This is a genomic window from Deferrivibrio essentukiensis, from assembly GCF_020480685.1.
Lineage (GTDB): Bacteria > Chrysiogenota > Deferribacteres > Deferribacterales > Deferrivibrionaceae > Deferrivibrio > Deferrivibrio essentukiensis.
Map to the genome: position 1 here is coordinate 67,543 of NZ_JAJAFU010000008.1, position 13,840 is coordinate 81,382.

Consider the following 13,840-nt stretch of genomic DNA (forward strand, 5'->3'; position numbering starts at 1 on the left):
CTAAGATATTACTAAGAAAAAAATCAAACTTCAACCAAGAAATTTTTTATCCACACCTTTTTTATGGCTGTAAGAGAATAAATACCGGAATACAACTTTTAAAATCTTTAGCTCAATCTCTCAGTCAGCTCACTTAAAAGCTGAAAAGAAGTTTTTTTATACAAAAAATCACTTTTACAAATAACCCCTTTTGATTGGATAAGAACGTTAAAGTTTGTTCCAAACCCCCCTTCAGGCATAATTAAAGATTTAAGAGATGCCCTTTGCAGGTCAGTCATATTTTTATTGTCAAATTCATCCATGATTCCACTTGCAATCAAAAAAGTCCATTGCGGGAAAAAATTAACAAAATCTAAACCTGACTTTTCACCGTAATATTTTAATGCAGAAAAATCTACAAATGCGGTAATATCCTGAAATCCTATCCTTTCAAAAAAATCATTATTTTGAGTATGTTTGAAATAGCAAGTAACCGTTCCATCCATTCTAAAAGGTGCATATAACTGCTCAGCCATAAAACCATAATCAATAGTTATTACCAATCCCTTATTAATTTTATTCCCCACATCCTTTATCCAAACTACACTGTCAAGGTTAATATCGGCAATCTGTTTGTCTATTAATCTGATATTTAAGGTATCCAAATATTCACTTAATTCAGCAGTTGATAAGTTGTCAGGATAAAATGTAAATTTGCCTTCATGTTCAATCACATAAAGCTCTTTTATTTCACCGCCTATACTTATAATCCTATGCACGGGGAACGCATCAACCAACTCATTTGAGAAAAATACACCATTAAAATTATTTAACTCTTTAAATGATTTCCACTGCAGTTTATCCAAATGCTCTTTGAGGTTTTCTCGTTGAAAGTTTATCAAATAGTCACTTTTCTCAATTATGGTATAAGTCATATTCTCATAAAAATTCGGCTCACTCTCTTTGAAATAATTTAAAATATCGTTAGCAAGAAGACCACTGCCTGCACCCATCTCACAAAGATTTGGCTCAAGATTTAACTGTGAAATAGATTTAAAAATCCCTTTAGCAATGCTTTTCCCAAATGATTCTGAAGCATCCACAGACGTATAAAAACTTCCCTGTTGCCCAAAGGGATTCTCTTTCTGGTAGTATCCTAACCCAGGGTAATAAAGGGCTATATCCATAAATTCTCTAAAAGTCATCTTTCCATTTTTTTTAATCTTATCACTTACAATTTCACGAATATTCAAATCCATTATTTCACCTTAAAAAATAGTGTAATTACAGCCTTGTCAAGCTGCCCCTGAGAGCCTGCCGGCTCAAATTTAAGCCTTGAAACAAAATCTGTTGACAGCTTTTCTATATAACTGTCCGTAGCAGTTAAAAAGGTAATCTTTAACGGATTCCCTTTAAAGTCAACATAAAATTGTATTTTTACTTCCGTATCATTTTCAAGTGAATAATCGGGCATACTTGGGATAAATATAGGTTTTCTTACCCTTACCGAGCTTGATTCAATCTTGAAAAAATCACTGTTACTTTCGTTGGTTTCCGCTGCAATCTCAGTGCTGCTGACCCCCGTTTTATTTTCTAATTCGGAAGAAACATCAATATTAGTATTTTCAGGCTTATAAGCAGGCGAGGCAATATTTTCTTCTTTTCTGTCAAGATTTATCTTTTCTTTTGAATCAAACTCCGGAAGCTTCACATCAGGGGGGAGAGTTTTCTGATTATCAAAACTTTCATTTAATATTTTACTGGCTAAGTCGTAAGCTGACATCTCTTTCGGCTTAGTTTCCTTGTTTTTAATATTTTCTGTTTTTACTTTTGGAGTCTTAACAAACTCAACATCAATGATTTTTTCAATATTGGCTGAAATATCTATATTAAAAGATGGTAGCACGTAAAGCAATGCCATATGGAATATCAAAGATACAGTCAAAAATATTAAAAAAAAGCCTCGGCTTCCTATCATTCTTCCTCAGCTGCAATTGCAAACCTGTCAAAACCCGCTTTTTTACTCTCATCCATAACAAAAACCACATCACCGTGTTTGCTATCCTTATCCGCCTGAATAATAATAGTGGCATTAGGGTTTTCACTGTAAAGATTTTTTATTTTACTCTTAAAGGCAATTTTTGATACCTCTTTACCGTTTATAAGCAGCGCACCTGCTTTTGTAACCGAAACATTTACATTCTTTTGAGTCTCAACCGATTCCCCTTTAGCTTTAGGAAGATTTACCTTTAATGAGTTTGTGTAGACAAATGTAGTCGACACCATAAAGAAAATTAAAAGCAAAAATACAACATCTATAAGAGGGGTAAGGTTTATCTCAAGCCCTTTATCTTTGGAACTTTCCTTAAACTTCATATTATTCCTCTTTAAAAACTAAATTTACTATGCCTGATGCTGCTATCTCAAGTTCGTTTGATATCTTCTCTGACCTATGTCTGACAATATGATAAAAAATAACTGTAGGGATAGCAACAGAAAGCCCCGCAGCTGTAGTCAATAGGGCTTCGGAAATACCACCTGCAAGAGCCTGAGCATTTCCTATCCCTTGTTGAGAGATAACTATAAATGTCTTAATCATACCTATAACTGTACCAAGAAGTCCGAGAAGGGGGGAAACGGTGGCAATAGTCTGCAGTGTAGGTAAAAATTTATCTAATTTACGAGACTCAAACCTTCCCGTCTCTTCCACAAGCTCCATTAACCTTGAAATAGGCAGATCGAGATTATTAAGCATACTTTTTGATATATTACCTATGGCACAAGGCTTTAAATCGCATAGTGACCTTGCATCTTCATAAGATTTTGCTTTCAGGAAAGCGTGCATTTTTTCCATAAACATTGACGGGACATACTTTTCAGTACGAAGAGAAAATAATCTTTCAAGAAATATTGCCAGAGACAACACAGAAAGAAAAATTATCGGGTACATCAAGACCCCGCCTTTTTGAATTATTTCAAACATCAAGACCCCCTATTTTAAATCTTTTAATATTTTTTTAACCTTTTCAGCATTTGCTTTATTGCCTAATGCGGTATAACTTCTGATTGCATTCTCAAGAGAAAGTTTACTAAATTCTGAGTTTTTGTCCAGATAATAGGCTTTCATTGAGTATTTGACAGAATTTTTAAAATCATTTTGATAATAAAGATATAACGAATTAAAATAAATGCCGGCCAAAACATAACCCTTTATTTCAGAATCAATAAGATTATCTATCTCACCCTTGTAGTTTAAAATATTTTTATTGTCGCCAACGAATTTTAGTGCCTTTTTAATCCCCTCAAGATAAACTAACTTGTCCTCTTCAACAAAACTATTGGCAACTTGAATAATCTTGTCAGGATTTTCATAAAGGTTTAAAAGTCTTTTTTTACTTAAAATGTCAAATCTTTTATTACCAATAAGTTTCTCATACACACCAATAGCCTTTGCCTTATCCAAAGACTCATAACACTCTGCCTGCAAGAGGTATGCATCATCATTATCCAAAAATTTTCTAATCAAATATTCCGTGTCCTTAATACACTCATTAAATCTACCAAGCTTTTTAAAGATGTCCCCTCTTAACAGATATGCGTCCTTGTTATTTTTTGCCTCAGAAAAATTATCAAAATAATAGTTTAAAATGTAAATCGCACTTTGAAGATTATTCTGGTTTACACTTTCCTTGGCAAGCTCTATGACAAGCTGCCCCTTCCTGTCAAAATTTCTGTCCTTTATAAGCTTGAAAATCTCATCCACATATTTTTCACTATCACCTTTGACCCTTTTAATATTGATTATTCCAAAAATTGAGTCATAAACATATTTGTCTCTATTGAGCAAATCAAAAAATATCGATTCGGCTTCTTTGTACTTTTTTAAAGAATAAAGTGACTTACCTCTGAGTAATAAATAGTTGTCATCTTTGTAGTTTGTAGAATCTAAAAGATATAATACCCTTTCATAGTCACCTTTTAAAAAATAATAATTCACAGCCGAGTCAAAAAATTGTTTGTTATTTTTATACTCTTCTACAATAGCTCGTGCAGCATCAGGGCGGTTAAGCTTAAAATAAATTGACATTAAAAGATAATCTGTTTCTATGTCACTTTTTTTTATCTTTTTCACGTATTTTAAAGCACTTTCATAATCTTTCCTATTAAAAGCTATAACGCCTTTAAGATAATTACCTCTATCAGTTTCAACATTTTTCAAATATTCAAGGGCAACATCATACTCTTTATTTATTATAAAAATCTCCCCTTTCAGCTCTTCACAGTAGAAAGTGCTGCAACTTTCAAGCACAATTAACGCCGTGTCTGTCTGATTTCTGTTAAGATAAATCTGCCCGAGCAAATACCTTGCAGAATCTAATTTTTGTTTATCCTTCCCTTCCAAAATAAATCTTTTCAGATTGACTTCAGCCAAATCCTTGTTAACATAAAAATATGCCAACCCCTTGTAATAGTAACTATTCAACAACAACAATTCATTAAAAGTTATTTTTTCAAAACTTGAAGCAGCGCTTAGATAATCTGACTTTTTTAAAAACAATAAACCTTTATAAAAGTTTTTATAATCTATGTTATATGAATCCTTGAAATTAAATTTGTCAAGTAATGACACTTCAATATTAGGAAAAGCCTTCGACATTAATTCAAAAAACAGATTGGATAGATAATTTTCACTTTTTATATTTTTTAAATCTGACAAAGCCTCAAGATAATCCCCCATATAAATTTTACTTTTTACAGTAAAAAAACTTTTAAGCTCATTATCATCAAGTCGTTCAATATATTCAAAAGCCTTTGAATGCTCACCTTTACTAAGATAAATGTCGATAAAAACAGGGTATGAATTTTTTGTCCCTTTGTTAGTATTTTTTAGGATACTTTCAAAATCTTTTAAAATGTATTTGCTGTAGAAGTAATAATCATAAAAAAAAGGATAACTATCTGCCAAATCAATATAATTATCTATAACATTAACAATTTCTTCATACTTGTCGAGTTTAAAAAGTGTATCAATATAAATATAAAGTGAATATGGCGTAAGTTTTGAATATTTGCTTGCAAGCTCTATTATCTTTTCATTTTGAGACATCTCTTTATAGTAGTCAAATAAGTATTCTTGAGCGAGATTTCCAAATTGGTTATCTCTTGTCGCCAAATCTGATAAATAATTCAAAGATTTATCATAATACCCGACACTCATCAGAGAGATGGCATACAAAAAAGTACATTCATCCTTAAAATCCGAACCTGTTAACTTATCTTCATATTTTTCAAAGCCCTCAATAACTTTCAAATAATCCTTTCTAAGATACATCTTGGCAAGATAGTTTCTGTATGCTCGAGAGCCAATAAATGCAGAGCTTATTGCCGTACCAAAATCCCCGGAAAACATAAATCCGGGCTCTTTTGTAGAATAATCATCTTTTGAGATATCGTTTACCTCAAAATTTAGTTTGTCTATATAAGTATCAAACGCTTTAATATTTTTAAAATCAACACTTATGTTTTTATAAACCGGGCGAATATTAAAATTTGTAACTTCTTTTCCTATAAAAGAAAAATCAGATATTTCCACGCCGGCAAAAATATTTGAAGAACACAAAAATATTATTAAAAGTGAAAGTAACAACCTACCCATTTTAGTTTTGAGTTTGTTCTGGTGATGTCGGGTTAGAGTCAGAGCATCCTTCACACCCTATTAAAAACAGAGACAATGAAACTACCAAAATAACAATAAGTTTTTTAATTAAATTCATAGCTATCCTCTTCCTCTTTTAGTCTTTTGTAAAGTTCGCAATCTGTTAAATCATATTTTATAGGTGTTACAGTAATGTAGCCTTTTTCCAAGAGGTAATCATCACTCTCCTCAGATGTGCGCACAATTACTCTCTCCCCGGTAAGCCAGTAATATGTATTTCCACGAGGGTCTACCCTTTTTTCAAAAGTATCAAGATATTTGGTCTTACCTTGCACAGCATACCTCCACCCTTTAATTTCACTTTTTTTCAGAGGGGGCACATTTATATTCCACAATGTTCCATTTTCAAATTTGTATTTCAAAACCTTTTTGGCAAAAAATACGGCAAATTCCGCAGCAACTGAATAATCATTATATTCCACAGAAGCAAGGCTCACGGCAAGGGATGGGACGCCCATCATAGCACCTTCTGTCGCAGCAGAAACAGTACCGGAGTATATCACATTTGAAGCAAGATTAGCACCTCTATTTACTCCAGAAATTACAAGGTCAGGCTTAGTGGTTAATATGTCTGAAAAAGCCAGTTTCACACAATCAGCAGGAGTGCCGTTAACCCCATAGCCGAAAAAGTTATCTTTTCTATATACTTCGTGTACTCTCAAAGGCAAAGTAATTGTAATAGCATGCCCAACCGCGCTCTGCTCTGTAATTGGAGCAACAATCGTTACTTCAGCTATTTTAGAAAAAGCCTCATATAGGGAAAATATCCCTCTTGAATATATTCCATCATCATTTGTTATTAAAACTTTCATAGCACACCTCAACAGATATAATACTAAAAATATTTTATTTATCAACAATCAAATTATATTAACTGAAAGAGGAATAAAGTTTTAATTAATATTTGGCTCAGGTCTGCTAATCAGATAAAAACCAATAAATGCAAATAAAATTGTAAAACATAATAGAGCAACTTTATTGCTGTAGCTTTTATATATAACTGCTAAACTAAAAATAAGCATCAAAACAGCTAACACTTTGCTTTTTCTAGAGATTGCTCTATACTCCTTCCAATTCCTAAGAATTTTACCTATACTCGGATGTGAATACAACCAATTGTGAAGACGCTCAGAGCCTTTTGAAGAAAACCATGCAGTCAACAAAAGAAAAGGCACTGTTGGTAGCCCAGGCAAAAACATACCAATTATGCCAAGTAATAAGAAAAAATATGCAAATATTAATGCAATAATTCGTCTCAAACCTAAATTACCCCTTTTTTACTTTATATAGCTAGAGGCTTGAACTTACCATAAGTTCATATTGAGGAGCAACTTTTATCTATATATTTAAATAGAAAATAGCTGAACTCCCTTTTATCAGAACGTTAAAGGCCCCTAATATAATAAGGGGCCTATTGTTTTTATTTTAGTCAAAGGCTTCATCTACTTTCCAAGCTTCCCAGACTTTACCTACAAGATTAGGTCCGGGTTTTAAAGTCTGCTTACCGGGCTTCCAGCCTGAAGGGGTTGCCTCAGTCCCTTTAGAATTTCTTACAAGCTGAAAAGCTTGTACCTGCCTGAGTGTTTCGCTTACATTTCTCCCTACAGGAGGGGTCAATACCTCAAAACCCTGGATTACTCCATCTGGGTCGATAATAAACCTTCCTCTTGTCTCGACCCCTGCATTTTCATCGTAAACTCCATATACCGTGCCAACCTTGCCCCCCGCATCAGAAAGCATAGGGAAAGGGATGTCTTTATTTATCATTTTTTTCAATTCATAATCATTCCACATCTTATGAACAAACATACTGTCAATACTCATTGACAAAACTTCAACACCTAATTTTTTAAATTCATCATATTTTTCTGCGACCGCAGAAAGTTCCGTCGCTCAGACAAATGTAAAATCTCCCGGATAAAAACACAGTAAAACCCATTTTCCGAGATAGTCTGACAATTTAATATTAACAAATTCACCTTTGAAATATCCCGGTGCCACAAAATCTGGAGCTTTTTGCCCTACCATTATCATTTTTCTCACCTCCACATTGCTACTTAAAGATTCTTGTTCAATTCCCTGTTTAGGCTCTTCACCCACCGGGCCGCCAGTTGGTCTGGCACAGCCACCTTTAATCTCTTCTGCCATCTATCTCACCTCCTTTTATAAATATATACCACAAATGCATACCGTTAGCAACCCAACTTGAAATTTTAGTTGTATTATCCTTAGCGAAATGATAAATTAGGTATATGATACAGGGTCTTACGATTATTTTTCTTTTTTTGTTTTTGGGTGATAGCATAACCTATCTTACAAAAATTCCGATACCGGGAAATGTAATAGGGATGGTATTGCTGACAATATCATTAAAAATTGAAATCATTAAATTAAATTCTGTAAAACCTGCAGCAGACATACTTGTCAAAAATATGGCATTCCTATTTGTTCCTCCGGGTGTAGGGATAATGATATACTTTGACCTTATTAAAACAGAGCTTATACCAATTTTGTTTTCATATATTTTTAGTACACTGGCTGTTTTATATGCGGTAGGAAAAGTTCAACAAACTTTGGATAGGAATAATAATGAAAGAGCTGATTAATTCTCCGATTTTTGCCATAATGGTTACTTTTATGGTTTTTTATTTTTCCACAATGCTTTATAACAAATTTAAGTTTATACTGTTTAATCCAGTACTTTTATCCATAACATCTCTGATAGCAATTTTAAAACTGATAAACCTTGACTATCAAACATATTTTAGTGGTGCTAAAATTATAAGTTTTTTCTTGGGCCCTTCCGTTGTCGCTCTTGGCGTACCATTGTATCTTCAATTTGAAGAGATAAAAAAAAGGGGTGTTTCTATAATAATTTCAATTGTTGTTGGCAGTGTTGTTGGGATACTCTCTGCTGCCTTCACAGCAAAAATTTTGGGTGCATCAAAAGCTGTTGTAGCATCAATTGCTCCAAAATCTGTAACAACGCCCATTGCAATGGGTATTGCTGAGAAAATAGGCGGAATACCATCCCTCACCGCGGCTATCGTAATTGCCACAGGTGTTCTTGGTGCAGTAATCGGGCCGGCTTTTTTAAAAATTACCGGGATAAAAAGCAAAGTTGCTATAGGGCTTGCAATTGGTAGTGCATCCCACGGGATTGGTACTGCAAGGGCGTTTGAAGAAGGTGAACTTGAAGGTGCAACAAGCTCTCTTGCAATATGCCTTAATGGAATAGCAACAGCAATATTTACACCCATAATCTTTTACATAATCTACAAGTTATTATGAAAATAAGTGACGTAATTAGTAAAAAATATAATATTTCGAAGAGACTCGCTAAAAGGTATATAAAGGAAGGATTAGTAGCTATTAATGAAAAGATAGTAAAGTCAGATTCTGAGCTACTATCTTCTTTTGATATAACACTAAATATACAGACTGAAAAAACAGCATACAATTTGCACGACTTTCTAATAACTTTTAATAAAAATATTGTTTTTTTATACAAACCACCCTTTATGCACACCGAAAGAATACGACTCGAAGACAAACTCACTATTTCAGATATAATCGATGAACATTTTCCGGATTTTACACTTATCTCAAGACTTGATTATGAAACTGACGGAGTAATTCCTGCAATATCGAGAAATCTAAATATAAAGTTTATCGAAAAAAAGTATCTTGCCCTTATCCATGGAAAATTTGACAAGCCGGTTACACTTTTTAACAAAATAGATGCAGAAAAAAGAAAAAAAGTAAAAGTGTCTGATAAGCTGACAGGGAAAGGAACAGCGATAGAGCCTATAAGGTATTTTAATGAATTTACACTTGTAAAAGTAACTGTTGAAGAAGCAACACGTCATCAAATAAGGGCTCTGCTTAGTCATATAGGCCACCCTATAGCAGGTGATAAAATGTACGGAATTCAAGATAATTTAGATAGGTTAATGCTTAGATGTCAAAGGGTAGAAATTAACGATACGTTTTGCTCAAGCAAAAACCTTAAAACTTTTATAAAAGCCTGCATAAAAGCTTAATTAAGCTAAAGCTTTTGTAACGTTCTGTCAAAAATTATATAAAAATAAAAAATATATTTGAAAAAATAATTGATTTAATTTTTTATTTTGCTATAAACACCCTACTAAAATTTTCGGGGCGTGGCGCAGCTTGGTAGCGTACACCCTTGGGGTGGGTGTGGTCGCTGGTTCAAATCCAGTCGCCCCGATTATTTTCATCGTTATTTATTAATTATTTAGAATTTTTAATATTCAAATTCTGACAGTATTCTGCAAAAATATAATTTTGTAATTTGGATTCATTTTGATAATCTTTCAAATATTTTGCATATCTATTAAAAAAGGTTAATAAATTAGAATGCCCTAATCTTTTAGCTATATCATGCGGGTTATCACCTGCAAGAATACTTAAAATTGCATGTGTGTGTCTTAATTGTCTGATTTCTCTATACCTAATCCCTAATTTATTTAACATAGGTTTCCAGTAAACTTTATTTATATTAGCAGTTTTTGTAAAAGGCTTGTTGTAACGATTTAAAAATACAAATTCACTTTTTAAAAAAGTATTAGTTTTATGTTTTTTTAAAATTTCTACCAAAATATCAGGTAAGTTAATTACTCTTTTACTTTCAACTGTTTTTGTTGTCTCCTTTATTTCGCCTTTTACAATGACACTTTTAACTGTATAAGTATTATCGTTAAAATCTATATTTTCCCATTTCATCCCTAATACTTCGCTAACACGCATACCAGTAAATACCATTGTTGCAATTAAAGGATATGTTTCAGGATATTTATTTTTTGAGTATTCTAAAAACCTTAAAACTTCTTCCCTATTAAATGGGTCTATATCGACTTTTTCCTGTCTAATGTTTTTTATTTTTAACATAATATTATCATTAACCAATTCTTCTTCGTACATACTGTTAAAAATTAAACGGATAGGTGTTAAAATATTATTAATTGATTTTGATTTTAGCCCTTTAGCTTTCAAATCAATTATAAATTCTTCAATTTCCTTTTTTTTAATATCATCAACTTTTTTAAAATAAAAACCTGTAAGTTTAATTTTATTAATTCCGTATTCATATTGCTTTAATGTACTTTTCGATATTAAGCTAGCTTCATATTTTTTTAATTGTGTGTTGTACCATTTATTGGCGTACTCACTAAATAAATATTCTTTTTTTCTACTTATACCAAATAATTCCAACTTTTTACTTTCAGGAAAATACTCCACATAATCTAAAGTATCTAACAAAATCTTTTGCTCTATTTCACTTGCTAAACGTTCAGCAAATCGCCAATTTTGTTTCGTATTGTCAATTCCGAGATATTCCCTGCATCGAACATTTTTGTAATAAAAATCTAATAAAAGCTTTCCTTTATCTGTTCTAACTTTTACAGTTTTTCTCAATTTTCAACCTTTATATTTTCTTAAAATAGTATCAAAATTTCGCAATCTTATCAATTCTATTTATAATATCCTTTTTAAATAAAACTTTAGATTTTTTTGCTTTACCTAACTTGATATAATCTCTACCCGGTTTAAATTTACCGTCCACCATCCACTTTCTTAAAGTGCAAACCTTCAAATGTAAAATTAGAGATAATTCTTCATAACTTAAATAGTCGATATTTTCGCTAATATTATTCATGTTACCTCCTTACGAAATTTACTTGTAAAGTATATATAACATGAATTTTAATTTTTTTTAAAAAAAAAAGTAATTTTTATTAATTTTTATCAAATTATCCTACTAATAATTACTAGCTTTAACCATTGTCTTATTATATTGAGCACTTCTTATATCAGCATTTTTTAATATTATTCCAATATGTGATTTTTTAAAATCATAATCATAGCTATGAGTATGAAGTATTGCATTGATAATTCTCATAACCTTTAGTCTATCATTAATCCTTGATGCACAATAATTAAGGATATTTACAGATGCTTGCTTATGTCCATTAATAAGCATTACGTCATCCAAGCATTTTCCAATATCATGAAATAATGAAGCAGTAATAAAAATATCCCTATCTTCGGCAGTTAAATTTAACATTTCTATATCAAAAAGGCCATATTTCATAACCTCATAACTATGTAAGAATAAGCCAAATTTTCTAAAATGATGATTATTTGGATTAATAGACGCGCCAATATAAAAAAACTTATTTATAATACTATGAGACAAAAAAAGGTTTCTTATAATATATCTACAATATAAGTCGTTTATACTTAGCAATATATTTATAAATTCATCATATTTTTCTTGGTATGGCCATACTGCAGAGTAAACATTTATAGCAGTTTCATAATTTATATTTGATAATTTTTGCAGTTCAATAATTTTTAAACTTCTTTCATCAATTACTTCAGCCGTAACTTTTACTATATCATTTTTTCTAATATTACTAGCAATAGTTAAATCAGCCAATCCATTTATGGCACCTTCTTTATTATTCAAAAAAAGGTGACAATTCCTATCGTTAAATTCAATTAATTTTACTTTGAAAATACAATCAACCATTTCAATACCTCCGCTTACAAATATTAAAAAGACAAAATTAAAGCTTACATTTTTGCCTATTCTTTACAACCACAACTTGTCGTATATCCGACATTAATATAATAGTCGCTTTACCGACAATGTCAACAATTTTTTTATTGAAATAAATTTTTTGAAGAGTATAATATAATTATGCAGTTCAAAATTAAACCAGAATATTTAGAACAAATAAGGAAAAACCATAATTCAGTTTCATTAAGAAAAGTTATGAGTGCTGATGCCGCTCAAAAAATTCTTAATGGTGAAGGTAATATTAGTATGAAAAATTTTTACAAGCTCTGTAAATTGATGGACTGGCAATTTCCTGATATATTTGAAGTAGGTGAAGAATAATATTTACCTATAGTGTTGGTCCAAAAACATTACCTGAATTATCAGCAAGTTCATTTGCCATTAAAATTTCCTTTTGAAAATCATTCTTAGGTACGAATTTTATATTATTTTTCTTAGCATAACTCACTAAATGCTTGATAAATTCTTTGTCATCAGAGTTAGTTGAAATACCTTTCCATTTTAATTTTTTTGCCAATTTTATAGCTATTACGGCTTGTGTTTGAGCTGTACCGCCTTGAATCAATGCAGAATTTTCATTAATCATGCTTATTTTCACTCCAAAATCTACATCAATTACTTTGCCAATTTCTAAATGAATTTTTTCTTTTTTCTGAGGATTCCAAATAACAATAAAATAGTTATTTAAATCAAAATTATTTTTAACATTATTTTTCCTATTTTTTTTATCACCATGATTAGTATTATCAAAAAAATTAGGACTCCTAAGGTTTTTACTATTTTTGGTAATTCTTTGTGCACTTGTTCGTTGTGATTGTTGTTCTCTAAATTCCATTGAGCATTTGCTTGACTCCTGTCTTCTACTATTAACTCTTTCTTCTGTTCCTATTCCTTGATATCCTTTATTAATTGGCTTTTCTTGTCCTCTAATAGTTGTATTTCCTTTATCAATTGGATTTTCCTGCTCTTTAGTAGCGGTATTTCCTTTTTTAACCGCACCTGCTCTTTCCTCAATGTTTCTATTTTCTCTATAAATCCTATAGACTCCATCTAACACTTCTCTTAATTCTGGAGTTAAATTATCAATCCTAACATCTACAAATCGAATACCCTCTTTCCTCTTATCCTTATAGGGCAGATTCAAATAATGTCTTACCCTGCCGCTTTTCGTTTCTTTACTTTTAATTTCTGCATTAAACAAACGTAAGAACTTAACTAACGCATCCACCTTATTACCTTTCAAATATTCTAAAACTTTAACACCTAAAAACTTAGCTGATGCCTTAAAACTCCTAACGTCTTTGGCTTTATCAAAAGATATATATCCTCTCCTCTCCATCTCCTGCTCTAACTCTTCAAACTCCCTTACCTGCCAAGGCTCCAAATAAAATCGTTGTTCCTTATTTAACTTTCTTTTCTCTAAATTTTCTTCCCATTTACCTACCTTATTTAATTGCTCATCATTAAGATAGGGCTTAACATAATTAAACCACTCCTTACGCAATCGATAAAATTCCTTATTACTTAAATGCAACAAT

The 13,840-nt window shown here is 31.5% G+C and carries 16 protein-coding genes and 1 tRNA gene; 5 read left to right on the forward strand and 12 right to left on the reverse strand.

Going from position 1 to position 13,840, the window contains the following annotated elements:
• Nucleotides 1-107 precede the first annotated feature (107 nt).
• The 8 genes from LF845_RS05785 to prxU all read right to left on the reverse strand — a co-directional run bounded on the left by LF845_RS05785 (nt 108) and on the right by prxU (nt 7,843).
• Nucleotides 108-1,238 (reverse strand): class I SAM-dependent methyltransferase, encoded by a 1,131-nt coding sequence (locus LF845_RS05785; protein WP_242820057.1) that lies wholly within the window; start codon nt 1,236-1,238, stop codon nt 108-110.
• The gene (locus tag LF845_RS05790) at nt 1,238-1,957 is read right to left on the reverse strand and encodes a hypothetical protein (protein ID WP_242820058.1); all 720 of its coding nucleotides are present in this window, start codon (nt 1,955-1,957) and stop codon (nt 1,238-1,240) included. The genes LF845_RS05785 and LF845_RS05790 overlap by 1 nt, the downstream gene beginning before the upstream one ends.
• Nucleotides 1,954-2,355 carry an ExbD/TolR family protein gene (locus tag LF845_RS05795; protein ID WP_242820059.1) on the reverse strand — a complete coding sequence of 134 codons (402 nt, stop codon included), beginning with the start codon at nt 2,353-2,355 and terminating at the stop codon, nt 1,954-1,956. Before LF845_RS05795 ends, LF845_RS05790 begins: the two co-directional genes overlap by 4 nt.
• 1 nt (nt 2,356) lies before the next feature.
• The gene (locus LF845_RS05800) at nt 2,357-2,962 is read right to left on the reverse strand and encodes a MotA/TolQ/ExbB proton channel family protein (RefSeq protein WP_242820060.1); all 606 of its coding nucleotides are present in this window, start codon (nt 2,960-2,962) and stop codon (nt 2,357-2,359) included.
• A 9-nt stretch (nt 2,963-2,971) separates the two neighbouring features.
• The gene (locus LF845_RS05805; RefSeq protein ID WP_242820061.1) at nt 2,972-5,635 is read right to left on the reverse strand and encodes a tetratricopeptide repeat protein; all 2,664 of its coding nucleotides are present in this window, start codon (nt 5,633-5,635) and stop codon (nt 2,972-2,974) included.
• Between the two features lie 104 nt (nt 5,636-5,739).
• Nucleotides 5,740-6,507: a 5'/3'-nucleotidase SurE gene (surE, locus tag LF845_RS05810; protein ID WP_242820062.1), complete on the reverse strand. Its 768-nt coding sequence runs from the start codon at nt 6,505-6,507 to the stop codon at nt 5,740-5,742.
• 81 nt (nt 6,508-6,588) lie between these two features.
• On the reverse strand, nt 6,589-6,954 hold the full coding sequence (locus LF845_RS05815; protein WP_242820063.1) for a YbaN family protein: 366 nt from the start codon (nt 6,952-6,954) through the stop codon (nt 6,589-6,591).
• A gap of 166 nt (nt 6,955-7,120) precedes the next feature.
• Complete coding sequence (prxU, locus tag LF845_RS05820) at nt 7,121-7,843, reverse strand: thioredoxin-dependent peroxiredoxin (RefSeq protein WP_278252178.1); 723 nt, start codon at nt 7,841-7,843, stop codon at nt 7,121-7,123.
• 104 nt (nt 7,844-7,947) lie between these two features.
• Here prxU and LF845_RS05825 point away from each other — a divergent pair, with 104 nt between their 5' ends.
• The 4 genes from LF845_RS05825 to LF845_RS05840 all read left to right on the forward strand — a co-directional run bounded on the left by LF845_RS05825 (nt 7,948) and on the right by LF845_RS05840 (nt 9,926).
• Nucleotides 7,948-8,301, forward strand: a complete 354-nt coding sequence (locus LF845_RS05825) for a CidA/LrgA family protein (RefSeq protein WP_242820064.1) — start codon at nt 7,948-7,950, stop codon at nt 8,299-8,301.
• Nucleotides 8,285-8,986 carry an LrgB family protein gene (locus tag LF845_RS05830; RefSeq protein ID WP_242820065.1) on the forward strand — a complete coding sequence of 234 codons (702 nt, stop codon included), beginning with the start codon at nt 8,285-8,287 and terminating at the stop codon, nt 8,984-8,986. The genes LF845_RS05825 and LF845_RS05830 overlap by 17 nt, the downstream gene beginning before the upstream one ends.
• Nucleotides 8,983-9,738 carry a pseudouridine synthase gene (locus LF845_RS05835; RefSeq protein WP_242820066.1) on the forward strand — a complete coding sequence of 252 codons (756 nt, stop codon included), beginning with the start codon at nt 8,983-8,985 and terminating at the stop codon, nt 9,736-9,738. Before LF845_RS05830 ends, LF845_RS05835 begins: the two co-directional genes overlap by 4 nt.
• A 114-nt stretch (nt 9,739-9,852) precedes the next feature.
• Nucleotides 9,853-9,926 (forward strand) — tRNA-Pro (locus LF845_RS05840).
• 23 nt (nt 9,927-9,949) lie between these two features.
• Here LF845_RS05840 and LF845_RS05845 read toward each other — a convergent pair.
• The 3 genes from LF845_RS05845 to LF845_RS05855 all read right to left on the reverse strand — a co-directional run bounded on the left by LF845_RS05845 (nt 9,950) and on the right by LF845_RS05855 (nt 12,251).
• Nucleotides 9,950-11,134 carry a site-specific integrase gene (locus LF845_RS05845; RefSeq protein WP_242820067.1) on the reverse strand — a complete coding sequence of 395 codons (1,185 nt, stop codon included), beginning with the start codon at nt 11,132-11,134 and terminating at the stop codon, nt 9,950-9,952.
• Nucleotides 11,135-11,165: 31 nt separating this feature from the next.
• Nucleotides 11,166-11,375, reverse strand: a complete 210-nt coding sequence (locus LF845_RS05850) for a hypothetical protein (protein ID WP_242820068.1) — start codon at nt 11,373-11,375, stop codon at nt 11,166-11,168.
• Between the two features lie 102 nt (nt 11,376-11,477).
• Nucleotides 11,478-12,251 carry an HD domain-containing protein gene (locus LF845_RS05855; RefSeq protein WP_242820069.1) on the reverse strand — a complete coding sequence of 258 codons (774 nt, stop codon included), beginning with the start codon at nt 12,249-12,251 and terminating at the stop codon, nt 11,478-11,480.
• Between the two features lie 171 nt (nt 12,252-12,422).
• On the opposite strand from LF845_RS05855, the gene LF845_RS05860 reads away from it, so the two are divergent.
• On the forward strand, nt 12,423-12,623 hold the full coding sequence (locus LF845_RS05860) for a hypothetical protein (protein WP_242820070.1): 201 nt from the start codon (nt 12,423-12,425) through the stop codon (nt 12,621-12,623).
• 7 nt (nt 12,624-12,630) lie between these two features.
• Here the strand turns inward: LF845_RS05860 and LF845_RS05865 are convergent.
• Nucleotides 12,631-13,840 (reverse strand): hypothetical protein (locus LF845_RS05865; RefSeq protein ID WP_242820071.1); only part of this gene is annotated, 1,210 nt, incomplete at its 5' end.